Below are 16,771 nucleotides of genomic sequence, written 5' to 3'. Positions count from 1 at the left end.
GGTGGCATTTGCGACGATACTCGGTCGCATGGGCGATGCCGAGCCGACGGCCGGAGCGGACGATCAGGGCTCGCTGGCAGCGGTCCTGATCGTGCTGCGGCTGCTGGCCGCCTGGTGCTTCGCCGCGATCGGCGCGCTCGGCCTGTTGATGGGCTTCGCGGACACGAACTACGTGATCTTCCACGTGGTGCTCCTGGCCGGCGGCGTGGCCATGCTCGGCTTCCGCCCGATGCTCCGGCGCCCGCGGCCGATCGCCTACCTGGCCGGCGCGGTGGTGGCCCTGCTCGGTCTGCTCATCTCGGCGCTGCCGCGTGCCTCGGCCGCCGTGTGCTGCCGTCTCTCCGGCTACGAGAACCCGCACGGCTTCCCGTTCGCCTTCCTGGCCGGCGGCCATCTCGATGCCTGGCGGGCCTTCGCCGACCTGGTCTTCTGGGCCTGCGTCGGCCTGTTCCCGCTGGCCGTGATCACACTGGTCGCGCCGGCGCCCGGGCCGGCGCCGGGTCACCCGGCCGGGCACGTCGCGCACGCCGAGCAGCGGGCCGAGGTAGCGGACGACGAGAATGTCGGAGGCCTTCCGTAGTCTGGCCCGGTGAGCGAGCCCGACAGCACGCCGAGGAGCACCGCCGACGAGCCCTGGCCGGTGCGCGTCGTGAGTCAGAAGGTCGGCGCCTGGATCGCCAAGCTCGGCTGGGTCTGGGTCGACGGCCAGGTCGCCCAGATCAGCCGCCGTCCCGGCTCCGCGGTGGTGTTCCTGACCCTGCGCGACCCCTCGGCCGACCTCAGCCTCACCGTCACCGCCCATCGCGACGTGCTCGACGCCGGCGCCCCCGAGCTCGCCGAGGGGGCCCGGGTCACGCTGCACGCCAAGCCGGAGTTCTACCCGGCCCGCGGCACGCTCAGCCTGCGCGCCGACGAGATCCGCCAGGTCGGCCTCGGCGAGCTGCTCGCCCGGCTCGAGAGGCTGAAGAAGCTGCTCGCCGCCGAGGGCCTGTTCGCCCGCGAGCGCAAGCGCCGCCTGCCGTTCCTGCCCCGCCGGGTCGGCCTGATCACCGGCCGGGCCAGCGCCGCCGAGCGCGACGTGCTGATGAACACGCGACGCCGCTGGCCCGCGGTCGACATCAAGGTCTACAACGTGCCCGTCCAGGGCCCCACCGCGGTGCCGCAGATCATCGAGGCGCTCAAGGCCCTCGACGGCGACGAGACCGTCGACGTCATCGTGATCGCCCGCGGCGGCGGCAGCGTCGAAGATCTGTTGCCCTTCTCCGACGAAGCGCTCTGCCGTGCGGTCTTCGCGGCCCGCACCCCGGTGGTCAGCGCGATCGGCCACGAGACCGACACCCCGCTGCTCGACTACGTCGCCGACCTGCGCGCCTCCACCCCGACCGACGCGGCCAAGCGCATCGTCCCCGACCTGGCCGAGGAACGTCAGCTCATCCAGGTCGCCCGCCGCCGCATCGAGCGGTCGCTGCTGACGCTGATCGAGCGCGAGGAACACCGCATCGCGCAATGGCGGTCCCGGCCGTCGCTGGCCCGCCCCGAGCTGCTGGTCGACCAGCGCGCGGCCGACGTGAGCGCACTGCGCGAGCGCGCGGTCCGCAACCTCGAGCACCGGCTGCGCCGGGCCGACGACGACCTGCGCCACACTCTCGCCCGGCTGCGCGCGCTGTCACCGGCGGCGACCCTTCAGCGCGGCTACGCGATCGTGCAGCGCGACGACGGCCACGTGGTCCGCGCGGCCGGCGAGGTGAAGCCCGACGACCTTCTCCGCTTGCGGCTGGCCGAGGGCGAGCTGCACGCAATCGTGACCGACGAACAGGAGAGCGCATGACCGACGACAATCTGTCCTACGAGCAGGCCCGCACCGAGTTGGCCGCCGTGGTCGAGCGGCTCGAGCAGGGCGGCAGTTCGCTGGAGGAGTCGCTCGCCCTGTGGGAGCGCGGCGAGAAGCTGGCCGACGTCTGCCAGCGCTGGCTCGACGGGGCCCGGGAGCGCATCGACGCCGCCCGGGCCACTCGTGCCGAGTCAGCGGGTTAGCTGTTGAACATCTCGAGCTGGGCGCTCGACATCTCCTTGACCGTGCCCGACGGCTTGGTCTGCGCCTTCTGCTCCCCGTAACCGCTGACCGTGACCGTCCACTTGCCGGCCGCCTCGTCGGCGGTCTTCGGCGCGTCGATCTCCAGCTTGGTGAGCCGGCCCTGGTCGTCGAGGGTCGCGGTGAACGGCAGCGCCGAGGCCGCGGCGCCCATGTCCTTGACCGAGTCGGTGTCCAGGAACGCGTCCCCCGACCCGATCTTGGTGGCGTCGAGCTTGCCGGTGACGGTGTGAGCGTCGCCCGTCACCTCGGTCACGGCGTCGACCATGGCGCCCACGTAGAGAATGTCCGGCTTGGTCACGTCGAGGTCGAAGTCGCCGCCCTTCTTGAGCTTGGTCGTGTCGACGTGGAACCAGGTGTCCGGGGCGGCCTTCTCGTCGAGAATCGACTTGCCGCCGGTGGTCATCCGGATCCAGCGGTCGGGCTCGGCGAGCACCATCTCGAGCTTGAACTTGAAGCCTTCGGTCTTGGTGTCGATCGCGAGCGCGGCGCTCTTGCTGGCCGTGTGGACCATGCCCTCGGCGTCGGCGCCCGGCGACGAGGCGGTGAAGGCGTAGTTGCCGTTCGCGAGCTCCTTGGTGGAGGCGGCGAGCGCGGCCTTGGGGTCGGCCGGCGCCTTGGTGGCGGTTTGCGCCGCGGCGTCGCCGCCAGGGGAAGAGGTGGTGGAGTCCGCGCAGCCACTCAGGCCGAGGGCGAGCACACCAGCTATGGCAATCGGGATGAACCCCCGTAGATTTTTCATGGCGCGGAGCTTAGATGACCGTCGAAGCAACCGTGGGGGTGGCTACGAGTTGAACCATTCCAAGGCCGTCTCCGAGGCCTCGGCGACCGCACCCGACGGCTCGGCCACGGCCTGCTGCTCGCCGTAGCCCGAGACGGTGAGCGTCCACTTGCCGTCCAGGTCGACCTCGAACGAGGTGAGCCGCCCCCGATCGTCGAGGGTCGCGGTGAACGGCGCCGATGCCGCGCGCGCCACGCCCTGGACCGCCGTGGGATTGAGGAAACCGCCCCCGGCCGCGCCCTCGGTGGCGTTCAGCGTGCCGGCCAAGACACGCCCGTCGCCGTGCGCCTCGATCACGGCCGTGAGCAGCGGGCTCACGTCGGCCCAGCCCACGGCGTCCAGATCGATGCTGTGGCCCTTCGCGATCCGGCTCTCGGCCACATGCCGCCACGTCTTGGGGTTGAGGCCCTCGCCGTACGCGTCCTCGCCCGTGGTCGAGGTGGCCCGCACCCAGGCGTCCCCGCCGGCGAGGACCACTTCCATGTTCAGGTTGAGCGACGCGTTCTCGCCGATGACCGTGTACTTCGCGCTCCTGCTGGGCAGATGCACGACGCCCATCCCGTGCGCGTCCGGCGCGCCGACGGTGAAGGCGTAGTCGCCCGCCTTCATCTCCTCGGTGGAGGCGGCCAGTAGGGCCTTGGCATCGACCTTCGGCTCCGCGGCCACCTGAGCCGCCGGGCCGGCACAGCCGCCGAGTGCCAGCACGAGCACGCAGGCGGCGATCAGCCGCACCTTCCCCATGGCGCGGCAGTTTAACGATCGTCTATCGAAGCGAGGTGGCGAGGGCTTCCAGATTCTTCATGTCGGTCTTGCCGACCACCACGATCGTGCGGGCCTGGTCGGCCAGGACCAGCGCCTTCTCTCCCGGCCGCCCGTCGTAGACCCGCCACACCCCCGCCGGGGTGCGGAAGTTGCCCAGCGCCTTGGCGTCATCGCCCAGCTCACCGGGAAGCAGCGAGGCCGGCGGCACGCTGCTCTCGACCAGCTGCACCGGGTCTTTGTCCGGATCGACGTAGCCGAGCCGTAGCGTCGCGCCGTCGCTCAGCTTCTTGAAGGTGGCGCTCGACGTGTGCCAGTCGTCGCCGAGCCCCTGCGGCACGACCACGGTGAACGCCGCCGCCTGTCGCGCCTCCTGAATCGTCGGCGCAGGGTCGACCGTGATCGGCGCGTCCCCGCTCAGCACCACCCGATAGAAGATCAGCAGCAGCGCGATCGGCACGAGCAGCACCGCGAGCGACATCACCATGTCGCGAGGTGAGCGTTCCCCTCCGCGTCCGAGACGCGGCGACGGCTGGGTTTCGCTTTCTTCGGGTACGGCCGGAGCACCCTGCTCGCCGGCGGCCGTCGTCGGCGGCTGGTCGGGCTTCGGATCGGTGCGCGGCGCTGGTTCCACTCACCCATTGTTAACCATGTCGCTGAAGCGGGACTTTGCGCATCCGGCCATGTGAGGATCGTGGGACTACCAGCCCCGCAACGTCGCGAGGAGGCGCACCATGCCTGCCCGGGTTCCGCAGGATCTCGACCGCAACATCGCCCTCGACCTGGTCCGCGTGACCGAGGCCGCAGCCATGGCCGCGGGCCGCTGGGTCGGCCGAGGCGACAAGAACGGTGGCGACGGCGCGGCCGTGGACGCCATGCGCAAGCTCATCAACTCGATCCAGATGCGCGGCATCGTGGTCATCGGTGAGGGCGAGAAGGACGAAGCCCCCATGCTCTTCAACGGCGAGCAGGTGGGCGACGGCACCGGCCCCGAGGTGGACGTGGCCGTGGACCCGATCGACGGCACCACCTTGATGAGCAAGGGCATGCCCGGCTCGGTGAGCGTCCTCGCGGTGGCCGAGCGCGGCGCGATGTTCGACCCCAGCGCCGTCTTCTACATGGAGAAGATCGCGGTCGGTCCCGACTGCGCCGATGTCATCGACATCAACGCCCCCACCGCCGAAAACCTGCGTCGTATCGCCAGGGCCAAGCGCTCGAGCGTCTCGGATGTGACGGTCTGCATCCTCGACCGCCCCCGCCACGCCGCGCTGGTCGAAGAGGTGCGCCAGGCCGGCGCCAACATCAAGTTCATCTCCGACGGCGACATCGCCGGCGCCATCTCCGCGGCCCGCACCGAGTCGGATGTGGACGTGCTGATGGGCATCGGCGGCACTCCCGAGGGCATCACCGCGGCGTGCGCCCTGAAGTGCCTGGGCGGCATGATCCAGGCCAAGCTCTGGCCGAGGGACGACGCCGAGCGCGAGAAGGCCCTGGCCGCCGGCCACGACCTCGATCGCGTCCTGACCACGGACGACCTGGTGACCGGCGACAACTGCTTCTTCGTTGCCACCGGGGTGACGTCGGGCGACCTGCTGAAGGGCGTCCGCTACCGCTCGGGCGGGGCACACACCCAGTCGATCGTCATGCGCTCCAAGAGCGGCACGATCCGCGTGATCGACAGCTACCACCGCCTCGAGAAGCTGGCCCTCTACTCGGCCGTCGACTTCGACGGCCACCTCCCGACCGTCCCGATGGGCGAGGGCGACCCCGTCATCTGAGACTTCCCGCAGCACAACGCGACGCCAGGGCCGGCCGTACGGGCGGGGCCTGGCGTCGGTCGTTGATCGTCAGAACTTGCCGTGGGCGACGTCGGCAAGGGTCACGCGGGTGACGGTGTAGTTGATGTCGACGCCGTCGCCGGCGAACTTGATCGGCAGGCCGGTCTCGGCGTCGACGGTCAGGGTCTCGGCGCTGGTGGTGGCGGGCTTGCCGGCGGTCAGGTTCAGCACGGCCCGGCCCTGGTAGGTGCCCTTCTCGACCTTGACCTCGGGCATCTGGCCGAGCAGGCGCAGCACGCCGGCGCGGACCTGCGGGTTGCCGGCGCCGTCGCGCAGGGCGTCCATCGAGTTGTTCCAGACCCAGTTATCGGTGGTGTTGAGCTGGAGGAAGGGACCGCCCTTGAGCTTCTCCAGGATCTCGGCGTCGGCCGGCCTGGGCGGAACGACGCCCGGGTCGTCGAGGGTCGGCTTGACCTTGGGGTTCTTCGGAACATAGGCCCAGGCCATGTCCTTGCGGGCCGCGTTCAGATCGCCCGTGGCCGCCTCCGTGGCCGCCGCGACCGTCTTCTTCCGGCCGGCCTCGTCCTCCTGCTTGTGCCCGTTCTTCACCTGCGCCGGCAGGGCGCCCTTGGTCTTGGCGAAGTAGTAGTCGCCGTTGTCCGCGTGCAGGTCCCAGACGTCGACCTTGAGCCCGTCGTCGAAGACCTGGTCGCGCAGCAGGAGCGTCGCGTCGCCCTTGGCCGGCTCGGCCTTGGCCAGGTAGCCGACCAGCTGAACCAGCGGCGAGTCGGCGGTGGCGCCCGAGGTCGCCGTGGCCGGGTTCGGGGCGGCGAGGTTCGGCGACGGCGCCTGCGTGCCGGTCCCGCTGGTGGCCACCGCGATCGCGGCGACGGCGGCGACGGCGAATCCGGTCCCGGCCGTCGCGCGCCACGCGATCCGGCGCCGGCGCAGCGTCCGTCCGCGACTTTCGATCTGGTCGAGGTCGGGCGCCCACGGACGGTCCCCGACCATGCCCTGCAGCGCCGCGCTCAGGCGGTGCTCGGTGTTGTCGTCGTACGACATGGTCAGATCTCTCCTCGGTTCAGGACGGACTTGAGCTTGGTCAGCGCCCGGCTCGTCTGGCTCTTGACGGTGCCCTCGCTGCACCCCAGGGCCTCGGCGGTCTCCCGCTCGCTGAGCCCCTCGAGAAACCGCAGGACGACGGTCGCCCGCTGCCGCTTGGGCAGTGACTGCAACGCCTGAAGCAACTCGGCCCGGTTCACCACGTGGTCGGACATGTCCGAGACGGTGATGTCGGCCACCCGATCGTCCGGATGCACGGTCAGGTTCTTGTTCCGGCGCCAGTTGCGTCGCGACTCGTTGATCAGGATGCGCCGCACGTACGCGGACGGATTGTCCGCACGCTGAACCTTGCGCCAATGGCTGTAGGCCTTGGCCAGGGCCTCCTGGACAAGGTCATCTGCCAGGTACCAGTCACCGCACAGCAGATACGCCGTGCGGTGCAGCGATGCGGCAATCCCCTGGACGAAAACCCGGAACTCCTGCTCCGTGCCGCTCGCCGATCCGGCCGGTCGGTGCCTCATTACGGTCGTCACACCCAGCAAGACACGGGCATGGCCGTGGGGGTTGTCAGCAAGTCCGATCTTTCTGGGGAGTTACAGAGCCCGCTCGTAGCAGAGTGACAGGTCGGAGCCGACGTAGACGCCGTACAGCGGAATCGGGCGGTAGCCCTCGCGCTCGTAGAAGCGGATGGCGTCCGGCTGGGCGGGCCCCGTCTCGAGGCGCAGGGTGGTCCAGCCGCGGTCTCGGGCCTTCTCTTCCAGCGCACGCAGCAGGGCCGCCGCCACGCCGGAACCACGGCTGGCGGGCTCGACGTACATGCGCTTGACCTCGGCGCTCGCCTCGTCCAGCCGGCGGAGGGCGCCGCAGCCGACCGCCCGCCCGTCCGGGGAGACCGCGATCACGAAGACGTCGATGTCGGCGGCCGAGGGGGCGGCGCCGGGCTCGTGGTCGTCGCTGCCGTAGCGGTCGTCGAGCTCGATGCGCTGGGCGGTGCGGAGCGCCTCGCCGGACTCGTCGTCCCAGGCGCGTTCCTCGATCGTCCAGGTCATCTGCGTCTCTTCCTGCCCCGTAGCCGTAACAAGCGTTACGGTAACATCCGTTACGGTTGCGGAAGGGGAGACGCGTGTCACGGACGGCGGATCGGCCGGCTCAGGAGGAGGCGCTGTCCCGGGCGGTGTGGGACGTGCTTGCCAAACAGGGTTTGGAGCGCCTCACTGTGCGAGCCGTGGCGGCCGCGGCGGGTTGCACGACGGGCTTGGTGATGCACCGTTTCCCCAACCGGCAGGCGCTGCTGCGGCACGCGCGCGAACTGCTGCACGAGACCTCACATCGCCGTGTCGAGGCGCTGGAGGCGACGGCGGCTTCGCCGCGGGAGGCGCTGCGGGCAGTGCTCCGGCAGGGCTTGGCGGTCGACGAGGAGACCATCAACGGGAGCGTCGTGTGGATCGGCTTCCTGGCCGCGGCCTTCGCCGACGACGAGCTGATCGAGATCCACCGGCGCAACAACCGCCTGTGGCGGGAGAGGCTGGAACGGCTGGTCGGCGGGGCGGCGCCGGAGTGGCCGGCCGAGCGGGTGTCTACTGTGGCGCTCGCCTTGAGCGCGATGGTCGAGGGCGCCGCGGCCTTCGCGGCGGCTGACGCCGCCTCCTACCCCGCGGTGGTGCAGGTGGAGATGCTGGATGCGGCCCTTGTCGCGTACGGGTTGGCAGAGGTGCCCTGATCGGCTCACGGTAACGGCGCCGGCCGGTCGCCCGGAGGGGCAACCGGCCGTGCGAACGAGATCAGGCGAGGGAGATCGCGACCTGCTCGAGCGCGTCGTACGACTCCTGCATCCCCGACTCCATTCCGGAGTCGATGACGATGTTGCGGGTCGCCTTGTCGTTGTACTCGCAGAGGGCCTCCAGGTAGGTGCGGCCGTCCTTCTCGGTCAGGGTCACCGTGACCAGGCCCGCGTTGCCGTCCGGGTCGGGGACTCCCTCGAAGGCCTCCGTGTTCACCAGGCGCTCGGGCGCGGCGACCTCGCGGAACTCCCCGTGGAAGGCGACCTCGAAACCCCCGTTCGCCACCATCACGTAGCGCCAGTTGCCGCCGACGCGGAGGTCGACCTCGACGCTGGTCACCGTGCCCTTCTGGCCGGCCCACCAGCGCTTGATGAGCTGCGGCTCGGTGTAGGCGCGCCACACGTGGTGGCGCGGTGCGTCGAACTCGCGGGTGATCAGGATCTGGGTGTCGGCCGGAAGTGTCACCTTGGCCGTGCCGCTAGTCGTCGCCATGAGAATCCTCCTCGTTGAGTTCCGCCAGGATGGTGTCCATCAGGTCGAAACGCTCGTTCCATGCCTGCTCGTACTTGCTCAACCAGTCGTGGATCGGGCGCAGTGGCTCGGCGTTCAGCCGGTAGAGCCGTTGCCGGCCCTCGTCGCGGACGCGCACCAGGTCGACCTCGCGCAGCACCCGCAGGTGTTTCGAGACCTGGGGCTGGGCCAGACCGAGCATCGCGACCAGGTCGTTGACCGGGCGCTCGCCCTGGGCCAGCAGGTCGAGGATCTGCCGCCGCCGGGGCTCGGCCACCGCGTTGAACGCGTCTGTCGTCGTTGCCGCTCGTGCCATGGCCCAATCGTATACCCATAAGAGCATACGTCAAGCCGTGAAAGGAAACCGGGCCAAGAGCAAAACGGACTTATTCGCCGGCTATGGCGTCGAGCGCCTTCGCCAGCGACGGCAGGTCGAGGTCGCCGAGGTGGTCGAAGATCCGCCTCCGGACGCTGAGCAGGTGCGTCGGCCATGCCTCTTGGAGGCGCGCCAGGCCTTTCGACGTGAGCACCGCGTTCCACCCGCGGGCGTCGTCCTCGCACTTCGTGCGCTTCACGTAGCCGCTGGACTCGAGCTTGGCGGCCAGCCGGGTCATTCCGCTCAGCGACATGTCGCACGCCTGGGCGAGCTCGCTCATACGCATGAGCCCGCACTTCGACTCGGAGAGATTCCGCAGCACGCTGTACTCGCTGAGCGCCATCCGCTGGCCGCGCTCGAGGTCGTGGTTGAGCGAGCGGGGCAGCACCAGCATGAGCCGGCCGAGGGCGCGCATGACCGCCTCCTCCTCCGCGCTGAGCGGCGGAACCCCGTCGGGAGCGGATGTGGCGGACATGACATTGATCCTACGTCGGTTGCACCCAAGTACTTGTTTGACGTATCAATTACGCCGAGCCCCGGGCAACCCGCCGGGTACAGAGGCACGAAACGGAGCACCGATGACCAAGATCGGAATCATTCTCGGCAGCACGCGCCCCGGGCGTAACGGCGAAGCCGTCGCCAAGTGGGTGCTGGATGTCGCGAGCAAGCGCACCGACGCCGAGTTCGAGCTGGTCGACCTGCTCGACTACAACCTGCCCCACCTCGACGAGGCGATCCCTCCGGCGATGGGGCAGTACAGCAAGCCGCACACCCTGGAGTGGGCCAAGAAGATCGGCTCGCTCGACGGCTTCGTCATCGTCACGCCGGAGTACAACCACTCCACGTCGGGCGCGCTCAAGAACGCGATCGACTTTCTGTTCGCCGAGTGGAACAACAAGGCGGCCGGTTTCGTCGGGTACGGCTCCGTCGGCGGCGCCCGCGCGATCGAGCACCTGCGGCTGATCGCCGGCGAGCTCATGCTGGCCGACGTCCGTGCATCGGTGCACCTGTCGCTGGCCCAGGACTTCGAGAACTACAGCATCTTCCTGCCCAAGGAGCAGCACGAGCAGGCCCTGACCGCTGTGATCGACCAGGTCGTGGCCTGGAGCAAGGCGCTGGCCCCGATCCGGGAGGCGGCAGCCGCGTAGGCCCGGCCAAAGCGGACAAAGGGGGCCGGGGTTGGCATTCCGGGCCCCGCATTGCACAATGCTGGGGTGCAAAACCAGACAACTAGTGACTCTTGGCAGCAACTGCTCGAAATGCCACGAAAGTCTTGGTGGGCCAGGCTGCCGTTCGGGGTCCGGATGGCGGCCGGCGCCAGCGCCGTTCTGGCGGTGATCGCCGGCGGGGTCGTGGGAATCGCGACGCTCACCGGCGGTCATGGCGGCGAGGGGCCGCGGATCGTGACCGAGGTGGGGCAGGCCGCGCCGGCGACCCGCGAAGTGCCGGAAGCGGCCGAACCGGCAGCCGAGAAACCTCGCGCTCAGCGTCGTTTTTCCACCCCATCCGATCGTACGGCGGCCAAATCGCCCAAAAACGCAGCGCCGGCCGCCCCCGTGGCCTCCAGTCCCGCGGTGGTCGCGCCGGTCACACAGCCGCCGGCTCCGACCGAGCCGGTGCGGACGACCCGCACCGAGGTGGAGACCCGCGAGATCCCGTACGAGACGAGGCTGGTCCGCGACCCGGCCCTGCCCCGCGGCTCGACGAGGGTCGAGACTCCCGGCGTCAAGGGCGTCGAGACCCTGCGCTACCTGGTCACCCTCGCCGACGGCCGGCCGGCCGGCCGGTCGCTCATCGACGCGGTGGTGACCCGCCAGCCGCAGCACCGGGTGATCGCGCTCGGCACCCAGCACCCGGCCGCCAAGAAGAACTGCGGCGAGGCCCTCAACTTCTGCGTCCCGCTGGGCCGCAAGGCGATCTGCCCGGGCAAGGGCCGCGAGGAGGACGCGTCCATCCCGCTGCCCGACATGGTCCTCAACGCCGCCGATCTGGAGTATCTCGAAGGGCTGGCCTGCTGACCGGCGCGAGGGAAGACTGAGATCGTGCCGTTGACCGAAGCCCGTCTGCTCGAGGTCGCCGAGCGGGTCGCCGAGGTGCCCGGCGTGGCCGGGATAGTCCTGGGCGGCAGCCGGGCGCGCGGCTCGCACGCCCCCGACTCCGACACCGACGTCGGCCTCTACTACCGGTCCCCGCTCGACGTCGATCTCCTCGACCGGCTGGCCAAGTCGATCGCCGGGCCGGCCGCGATGGTGACCGCGCCGGGCGGGTGGGGCCCGTGGGTCGACGGCGGTGGCTGGCTGAAGATCGATGGCCACGCGGTCGACTGGATCTACCGGGACCTCGACCGCGTGCTGGCCGTGTGGTCCGATGCGGAGCGCGGGAAATACGGCTTCCACCAACAGCCCGGTCACCCGCTCGGTTTTCCCGATTTCGCGTACGTCGGTGAGCTCGCCCTCAGCCGCATCCTGGCCGATCCCACGGGGGAGCTCACCGAGGCACGCGAGCGGATGCGCGTCTATCCGCCCAAGCTGTCCGAGGCCCTGGTCGCCGGCCTGTGGGAGGCCGACTTCCTGGTCGCGGTCGCCCGGAAGGCGGTCTCCCGCGGCGACAGCGCCTACGTCGCCGGCTGCCTGTTCCGCCTGGTCGGGGTGTGCGCGCACGCCCTGCACGGCGCCGCGAAGGAGTGGCTGATCAACGAGAAGGGCGCGGTGGCGGCGGCGGCCGCCCTGCCCGGGGCTCCCGAGCGGTTCCGCCAGCGGGTCGACGAGGCGTTCGTCGGGGTCGACGGCGACCCGCTGCACCTGACCGCGGCCATCGACGTGGCCGCCGATCTCGTCCTCGACACCGCGGACGCGTGCGCCATGATGATCCGGTGACTGCCGACGCGCCCACGATCCTCGCCACCAGCGCCGGTTTCCGGCGCGGACCCCGCGGCCCGTACGACGTGCATGCCGGGCCGATCCACCGCTTCGCGGCCGAGCTGTCCGGTGCGAGCAATCCCAAGATCTGCGTGCTGACGCAGGCCACCGGTGATCCGCAGACATTGATCGGCGCCTGCTACTCGGCGTTCGCCGGCACCGAGTTCCGCCCGTCGCACCTCGCGCTGTTCCCGATGCCGAACGTCGACGACATCAGGGCGCACCTGCTGGAGCAGGACGTCATCTGGGTCGAGGGCGGCAGCGTCGCGAACCTCTGCGCGGTCTGGCGGGCGCACGGCCTCGACGAGATCCTGCACGAGGCCTGGCAGTCCGGCGTCGTGCTGGCCGGCATCTCGGCCGGCTCGATCTGCTGGCACCAGGGCGGCTGCACCGACAGCTACGGCCCCGAGCTGCGCGGCTTCACCGACGGGCTGGGCTGGCTGCCGTACAGCAACGGCGTGCACTACGACGGCGAGGCGCAGCGCCGGCCGAAGATGCACGAGCTGATCGCGACGGGCACGCTCGGCGACGGCTACGCGACCGACGACGGCGCCGGGCTGGTCTACCGCGGCACCGATCTGGCCGAGGTCGTGGCCGATCGGGAAGGCCCGAAGGGTTACGAGCTGAAGCGGGCAGCGGACGGCTCGGTGGTGGAGACGCCGCTGCCCACGAGGGTCCTGAATTACGCGGCGTAGTGCAGGATCACGTTGTGCACGTGCTGGGTCTTCTCGACCCCGCGGAACTCGACTTCGTGCTGGTGCGTGCCCACGGTGATGACGATCGTGCCGGAGGAGAAGAACTCGCCGGCCCAGCTCTTGTTGCTGACCACGCTCACGCTGCTGATCTTCGAGTACGGGATGCTCGTGATCGCCACGCGCTTACCGACGAAGGACTTGTCCTGGATGATGATGCGCCGGTTGGTCAGCCCGATGAAGCCGGTGCCCGCCCCGATCGCGTCGTACACGGCGATGATCTGCTCGCCGTCGAGAAGGCCGCTCTCCACCTGCTGGAGCTGCCCCTTGTTGTCAAAGATGACGTCAGCCATGGCCGCAGCCTAGCGGCCGGGCTCTATGGCGCAGGCGAGGTGGTGCCGACCACGGTGCGGTAGAAATCCTCGATGCGGGCGGCGAGCGTTACCTCACCGTCCGTGATGGCGTCGCCGTCGCGGGCACCCAGGCAGATCTGTGTGTGACCGTCGAATCGCCGGATACTGGGGCGGATGTGCAGTGTGTCCGCCGCCACCTTGATTCGTTCGGTCAATGCGGCATGCTGACTCTCGTCGCATGCCAGCTCGCGCTTGAGCTGAACGCCTTCACGCGTCCAGCCGCTCAGCAGAGCAAGTGCGTCGCTCAGATAGTCGGATCCGTTCGCCCGACGTCTTCTGGCCCGCATCCGCCGCACCCCCTAGGCGTCGTTGCCGGCTTGTGGCCAAACTGTCGCCGTGTCGTCATGGTCGGTGCCCCACAGTCTTGTCTTCCGCGTCAACCATGTCCACGCCCACATATACGTGTTTGCGTGACGATCGGGACGGCTCGGGCAACCTGAACGGTGAACTTTTGTGGGATCCTCTGATCTCATGCCGGGGGAACAGCACGTCAGCGCCGTGAAGTCACGCAAGGTGATCGTTGCGGCGGCCATTATCACCGACCGTCGCGTGCTTGCCTGCGAGCGCTCGGCGCCGCCCGAGGTGGCCGGCCGGTGGGAGTTTCCCGGCGGCAAGGTCGAGCCGGGCGAGACCGACGAGCAGGCGCTGGCCCGGGAGTGCGTCGAGGAACTGGGCGTACGCGTCGAGGTCGGCGCCCGCATCGGGCCGGACGTGCCGCTCGCGCACGGCCGCGCGGTCCTGCGGGTCTTCGTGGTGCGGTTGCTGGACGGCGACGAGCCGAGGGCCCTCGAGCACACCGCCATGCGCTGGTTGTCCGCGGACGAACTGGACTCGGTCCACTGGCTGCCCGCGGACAAGCCGATCGTCGCCGCCCTGCCGCCCCTACTGGCCGTAGGTCTTTCGTAGTTCCCGCTTCAGCACCTTCATGCTCGGCCCGAGCGGCAGGGACTCGGCGAAGCGCACCTGACGCGGGTACTTGTGCTTGCCGAGCTTCTCCCGCGACCACTCGATGAGCTCGTCGGCGGTGATCCCGTCCGGCTCGGCCACGACCACCGCGCAGATCTCCTCGCCGTGCACCGGGTCGGGCACGCCGATCACCGCGACCTGCAGCACGGCCGGGTGCCGGGCCAGCGCCTCCTCGACCTCGCGCGGGTAGACGTTGAAGCCGCCCCGGATCACGAGGTCTTTCTTGCGGTCGACGATCGTGATGAACCCGTCCTCGTCCTTGGTGCCGAGGTCGCCGGTGCGGAACCAGCCGTCGACGACGGCCTGGGCGGTCGCCTCGGGGTTGTTGAGGTACGCCGCGAACACGTTGTGCCCGCGGATCACGATCTCGCCGAGCTCGCCGGTGTCCATGAGCTCGATCCGCTCGTCGATCTCGGGCCGGGCGATCTCGACCTCGACACCCCAGATCGGGTGCCCGACCGTGCCGGCCTTGACCCCGAACGCGGGCTGGTTGGTGGTGGCGGTCGGCGAGGTCTCGGAGAGGCCGTACCCCTCGAAGACGGTGGCGTGGAAGGTCTCGTTGAACTTCTCCAGCACCGCCACCGGCAGTGAGGCGCCGCCCGACACGCAGAGTCGCAGCGAGGGCAGCCGGTCGGCCTTGGCCGCGGCCTCGAGCAGCCCGATGTACATGGTTGGCACACCGTGGAAGATGGTCACGTTCTCCTTGACCATCAGGTTGATCGCGGCCTCGCCGGTGAAGCGGGCGAGCAGCACGATCGTGCCGCCCATCCGGAACGTGCCGTTCATCCCCACGGTCTGGCCGAACGTGTGGAACAGCGGCAGGCAGCCCATCACCACGTCGTCCTCGTACAGCTCGTGGATGTCGAAGACGTTGACCATCGTGTTCATCACGAGGTTGAGATGGGTGAGCAGCGCGCCCTTGGGCTTGCCGGTCGTGCCGCTGGTGTAGAAGACGACCGCGACGTCCTCGGCCTCGCGACTCACATACGTCCGCAGTGGCGGCACCGCGGCGGCCGCGTCCTCGAGCCGGCGCACGCCTTCCACGGCGGGCCCGACCGACGCGACCTCCACCCCGGCGATCTTGGAAGCGGCCACCGCGTTCGCCAGCTGGCTGGAGTGCGCCACCAGAAGCTTGGCCCCGCTGTCGGAGAGAACGTAGGCGTTCTCCTCGGGCGTCAGCAGGAGGTGCATCGGGACGATCGTCGCGCCGACCGAGAGGACGGCGTAGTAGACCCGGGGGAAGTCGGCGAGGTTGGGGATCTGGATCGCCACCGTGTCGCCCGGGCCGATGCCGAGCTCGCGCAGGCCCGCCGCGTGCGCGAGGGTCTGCCGCCACAGATCGCGGTAGGTGATGCGCTCGGTCGTGGCGCTGTCGATCACGGCGAGCTTGTCGGGGTATTTACGGGCCGCTTCAGCCAGGACGGTGGCCAGCGACAATTGAGTCATGCGAGGTGTCCTCCGATCTTGGTGTACCCGCGGAGGAGATCGCGGGAGATGATCAGGCGCTGCATCTCGTCGGTGCCCTCGTAGATGCGCATCAGGCGAACCTGGCGGTACCAGCGCTCGATCGGCAGCTCCCGCGTGTAGCCCATGCCGCCGTGGATCTGCATGACCCGGTCCACGACCCGATTGGCCATGCCCGCGCCGTACAGCTTCGCCATTGACGAAGCATGCCGTGGATCCCAGCCCTGGTCCACCGTCCAGGCGGCGCGCAGGATCAGCCAGCGGGCCGCCTCCAGCTCCACCTCGGAATCGGCGATCATCCACTGGATCGCCTGGTTCGTGCCGATCTTGGCGCCGAAGGTCTCGCGCGTGTTCGCGTACTCGATCGCCATGCCCAGGGCCCGCTCGGCGATGCCCAAGGCGTTCGAAGGGATGAGGTAGCGGCCCTTGCCGATCCATTTCATGCCGAGCTCGAAGCCCTGGCCGATCTCGCCGAGGATGTTGCGGTGCGGCACCCGTACATCCTCGAAGATCAACGACGCGGGACCGCCCTCGCCCATCGTCTGGATGAACTCGGATCGCCAGCCCATCGAGCGGTCGACCAGGAAGGCCGTGGCGCCGCCGTTGCTGGCCTTCTTCGAGGGGTCGGTCACCGCGACCACGATCGCGAAGTCGGCGTCGTTGCCGTTCGTGATGAACGTCTTCTCGCCGTTGAGCACCCAGTCGTCGCCGTCGCGGACCGCCCGCAGCTTGATGTTGGCGGCGTCGGAGCCCGCGCCCGGTTCGGTGATCGCGAAGCAGGAGATGCGCTCGCCCTCGATCGTGGGCAGCAGGAACTCCTCCTTCTGCGCGTCATTGGCGAAGTAGAGGATGTTGTCGGCCTCGCCGCCGAACTTGAACTGCACGAAGGTGCGGCCCACCTCGGTCCAGATCAGCGACTGGAGGACGGCCGGCAGGTCCATCCCGCCGTACTCCTCCGGCGTGGACAGGCCCCAGAAGCCGAACTTCTTGGCCTTCTGCTGGAGCTCGCGCAGTTCGCTGAGCTCCAGCCCGGGCTGGTGGCGGCGCTCGCGGAGCAGCGCCTCCTGCTCCAGCGGCATGACCTCTTTGGTGATGAACTGACGAGCGGTGTCGCGAATCGCACGTTCCTCGTCGGTGAGCGAGAAGTCCATGTGCCTTAAACTAGCGGTGTAAGTTTTA

At 69.5% G+C, this 16,771-nt stretch carries 23 protein-coding genes; 10 read left to right on the top strand and 13 right to left on the bottom strand.

Annotation, left to right across the window (positions count from 1 at the left end):
* Nucleotides 1-28 precede the first annotated feature (28 nt).
* Genes ACIA5D_RS04330 through ACIA5D_RS04320 form a run of 3 tightly spaced genes read left to right on the top strand, consistent with a single transcriptional unit; the run spans nucleotide 29 to nucleotide 2,034 of the window.
* On the top strand, nucleotides 29-580 hold the full coding sequence (locus ACIA5D_RS04330; protein WP_396028370.1) for a hypothetical protein: 552 nt from the start codon (nucleotides 29-31) through the stop codon (nucleotides 578-580).
* A gap of 9 nt (nucleotides 581-589) precedes the next feature.
* On the top strand, nucleotides 590-1,828 hold the full coding sequence (gene xseA, locus ACIA5D_RS04325) for an exodeoxyribonuclease VII large subunit (protein ID WP_396028369.1): 1,239 nt from the start codon (nucleotides 590-592) through the stop codon (nucleotides 1,826-1,828).
* A complete protein-coding gene (locus ACIA5D_RS04320) occupies nucleotides 1,825-2,034 on the top strand; it encodes an exodeoxyribonuclease VII small subunit (RefSeq protein ID WP_396028368.1) in 210 nt (69 codons plus the stop codon). Before xseA ends, ACIA5D_RS04320 begins: the two co-directional genes overlap by 4 nt.
* Here the strand turns inward: ACIA5D_RS04320 and ACIA5D_RS04315 are convergent.
* Genes ACIA5D_RS04315 through ACIA5D_RS04305 form a run of 3 tightly spaced genes read right to left on the bottom strand, consistent with a single transcriptional unit; the run spans nucleotide 2,031 to nucleotide 4,266 of the window.
* Nucleotides 2,031-2,834, bottom strand: a complete 804-nt coding sequence (locus tag ACIA5D_RS04315) for a hypothetical protein (RefSeq protein ID WP_396028367.1) — start codon at nucleotides 2,832-2,834, stop codon at nucleotides 2,031-2,033. The two genes, ACIA5D_RS04320 and ACIA5D_RS04315, sit on opposite strands and share 4 nt — an antisense overlap.
* A gap of 42 nt (nucleotides 2,835-2,876) precedes the next feature.
* Nucleotides 2,877-3,614 (bottom strand): hypothetical protein, encoded by a 738-nt coding sequence (locus tag ACIA5D_RS04310; RefSeq protein ID WP_396028366.1) that lies wholly within the window; start codon nucleotides 3,612-3,614, stop codon nucleotides 2,877-2,879.
* A gap of 22 nt (nucleotides 3,615-3,636) precedes the next feature.
* Complete coding sequence (locus ACIA5D_RS04305; protein ID WP_396028365.1) at nucleotides 3,637-4,266, bottom strand: DUF4245 domain-containing protein; 630 nt, start codon at nucleotides 4,264-4,266, stop codon at nucleotides 3,637-3,639.
* Nucleotides 4,267-4,366: 100 nt separating this feature from the next.
* Here ACIA5D_RS04305 and glpX point away from each other — a divergent pair, with 100 nt between their 5' ends.
* Nucleotides 4,367-5,410 carry a class II fructose-bisphosphatase gene (glpX, locus tag ACIA5D_RS04300; RefSeq protein WP_396028364.1) on the top strand — a complete coding sequence of 348 codons (1,044 nt, stop codon included), beginning with the start codon at nucleotides 4,367-4,369 and terminating at the stop codon, nucleotides 5,408-5,410.
* 69 nt (nucleotides 5,411-5,479) lie between these two features.
* Here the strand turns inward: glpX and ACIA5D_RS04295 are convergent, their stop codons facing one another.
* From ACIA5D_RS04295 to ACIA5D_RS04285, 3 genes are all read right to left on the bottom strand, one after another.
* Nucleotides 5,480-6,472, bottom strand: a complete 993-nt coding sequence (locus tag ACIA5D_RS04295; protein ID WP_396028363.1) for a hypothetical protein — start codon at nucleotides 6,470-6,472, stop codon at nucleotides 5,480-5,482.
* Between the two features lie 2 nt (nucleotides 6,473-6,474).
* Nucleotides 6,475-6,993 carry a SigE family RNA polymerase sigma factor gene (locus ACIA5D_RS04290; protein WP_396028362.1) on the bottom strand — a complete coding sequence of 173 codons (519 nt, stop codon included), beginning with the start codon at nucleotides 6,991-6,993 and terminating at the stop codon, nucleotides 6,475-6,477.
* Nucleotides 6,994-7,065: 72 nt separating this feature from the next.
* Nucleotides 7,066-7,521: a GNAT family N-acetyltransferase gene (locus tag ACIA5D_RS04285; protein ID WP_396028361.1), complete on the bottom strand. Its 456-nt coding sequence runs from the start codon at nucleotides 7,519-7,521 to the stop codon at nucleotides 7,066-7,068.
* 74 nt (nucleotides 7,522-7,595) lie between these two features.
* On the opposite strand from ACIA5D_RS04285, the gene ACIA5D_RS04280 reads away from it, so the two are divergent.
* Nucleotides 7,596-8,192, top strand: coding sequence for a TetR/AcrR family transcriptional regulator (locus ACIA5D_RS04280; RefSeq protein ID WP_396028360.1), 597 nt, complete (start codon nucleotides 7,596-7,598; stop codon nucleotides 8,190-8,192).
* 61 nt (nucleotides 8,193-8,253) lie between these two features.
* On the opposite strand, the gene ACIA5D_RS04275 is transcribed toward ACIA5D_RS04280, so the two are convergent.
* From ACIA5D_RS04275 to ACIA5D_RS04265, 3 genes are all read right to left on the bottom strand, one after another.
* Nucleotides 8,254-8,745: an SRPBCC family protein gene (locus ACIA5D_RS04275; RefSeq protein WP_396028359.1), complete on the bottom strand. Its 492-nt coding sequence runs from the start codon at nucleotides 8,743-8,745 to the stop codon at nucleotides 8,254-8,256.
* Nucleotides 8,732-9,079, bottom strand: coding sequence for an ArsR/SmtB family transcription factor (locus ACIA5D_RS04270; RefSeq protein ID WP_396028358.1), 348 nt, complete (start codon nucleotides 9,077-9,079; stop codon nucleotides 8,732-8,734). The genes ACIA5D_RS04275 and ACIA5D_RS04270 overlap by 14 nt, the downstream gene beginning before the upstream one ends.
* Nucleotides 9,080-9,149: 70 nt before the next feature.
* Nucleotides 9,150-9,614, bottom strand: coding sequence for a MarR family winged helix-turn-helix transcriptional regulator (locus ACIA5D_RS04265; protein WP_396028357.1), 465 nt, complete (start codon nucleotides 9,612-9,614; stop codon nucleotides 9,150-9,152).
* 103 nt (nucleotides 9,615-9,717) lie between these two features.
* Between ACIA5D_RS04265 and ACIA5D_RS04260 the strand changes: the two genes are divergently transcribed.
* From ACIA5D_RS04260 to ACIA5D_RS04245, 4 genes are all read left to right on the top strand, one after another.
* A complete protein-coding gene (locus tag ACIA5D_RS04260; protein ID WP_396028356.1) occupies nucleotides 9,718-10,287 on the top strand; it encodes an NADPH-dependent FMN reductase in 570 nt (189 codons plus the stop codon).
* Nucleotides 10,288-10,398: 111 nt separating this feature from the next.
* Nucleotides 10,399-11,157, top strand: coding sequence for a G5 domain-containing protein (locus ACIA5D_RS04255; RefSeq protein WP_396028355.1), 759 nt, complete (start codon nucleotides 10,399-10,401; stop codon nucleotides 11,155-11,157).
* A gap of 24 nt (nucleotides 11,158-11,181) precedes the next feature.
* On the top strand, nucleotides 11,182-12,015 hold the full coding sequence (locus ACIA5D_RS04250; RefSeq protein WP_396028354.1) for a nucleotidyltransferase domain-containing protein: 834 nt from the start codon (nucleotides 11,182-11,184) through the stop codon (nucleotides 12,013-12,015).
* The gene (locus tag ACIA5D_RS04245; RefSeq protein ID WP_396028353.1) at nucleotides 12,012-12,752 is read left to right on the top strand and encodes a Type 1 glutamine amidotransferase-like domain-containing protein; all 741 of its coding nucleotides are present in this window, start codon (nucleotides 12,012-12,014) and stop codon (nucleotides 12,750-12,752) included. The genes ACIA5D_RS04250 and ACIA5D_RS04245 overlap by 4 nt, the downstream gene beginning before the upstream one ends.
* Here ACIA5D_RS04245 and ACIA5D_RS04240 read toward each other — a convergent pair.
* Both ACIA5D_RS04240 and ACIA5D_RS04235 read right to left on the bottom strand, forming a co-directional pair.
* The gene (locus ACIA5D_RS04240; protein WP_396028352.1) at nucleotides 12,740-13,102 is read right to left on the bottom strand and encodes a PH domain-containing protein; all 363 of its coding nucleotides are present in this window, start codon (nucleotides 13,100-13,102) and stop codon (nucleotides 12,740-12,742) included. The two genes, ACIA5D_RS04245 and ACIA5D_RS04240, sit on opposite strands and share 13 nt — an antisense overlap.
* 23 nt (nucleotides 13,103-13,125) lie before the next feature.
* Nucleotides 13,126-13,449, bottom strand: a complete 324-nt coding sequence (locus ACIA5D_RS04235) for a pterin dehydratase (RefSeq protein WP_396028351.1) — start codon at nucleotides 13,447-13,449, stop codon at nucleotides 13,126-13,128.
* A gap of 184 nt (nucleotides 13,450-13,633) precedes the next feature.
* On the opposite strand from ACIA5D_RS04235, the gene ACIA5D_RS04230 reads away from it, so the two are divergent.
* Nucleotides 13,634-14,068, top strand: coding sequence for a (deoxy)nucleoside triphosphate pyrophosphohydrolase (locus tag ACIA5D_RS04230; protein WP_396028350.1), 435 nt, complete (start codon nucleotides 13,634-13,636; stop codon nucleotides 14,066-14,068).
* Here ACIA5D_RS04230 and ACIA5D_RS04225 read toward each other — a convergent pair.
* Both ACIA5D_RS04225 and ACIA5D_RS04220 read right to left on the bottom strand, forming a co-directional pair.
* Nucleotides 14,045-15,574, bottom strand: coding sequence for a long-chain fatty acid--CoA ligase (locus ACIA5D_RS04225; RefSeq protein WP_396028349.1), 1,530 nt, complete (start codon nucleotides 15,572-15,574; stop codon nucleotides 14,045-14,047). The two genes, ACIA5D_RS04230 and ACIA5D_RS04225, sit on opposite strands and share 24 nt — an antisense overlap.
* A complete protein-coding gene (locus ACIA5D_RS04220; protein WP_396028348.1) occupies nucleotides 15,571-16,743 on the bottom strand; it encodes an acyl-CoA dehydrogenase family protein in 1,173 nt (390 codons plus the stop codon). The genes ACIA5D_RS04225 and ACIA5D_RS04220 overlap by 4 nt, the downstream gene beginning before the upstream one ends.
* Between the last annotated feature and the right edge of the window lie 28 nt (nucleotides 16,744-16,771).

Origin of the sequence: Actinoplanes sp. NPDC051513 (assembly GCF_044454685.1) — a bacterium.
Classification (GTDB): Bacteria; Actinomycetota; Actinomycetes; order Mycobacteriales; family Micromonosporaceae; genus Actinoplanes.
The sequence above is the reverse complement of the archived record's forward strand: the minus strand, read 5'-3'. Positions and strand labels throughout refer to the sequence as shown.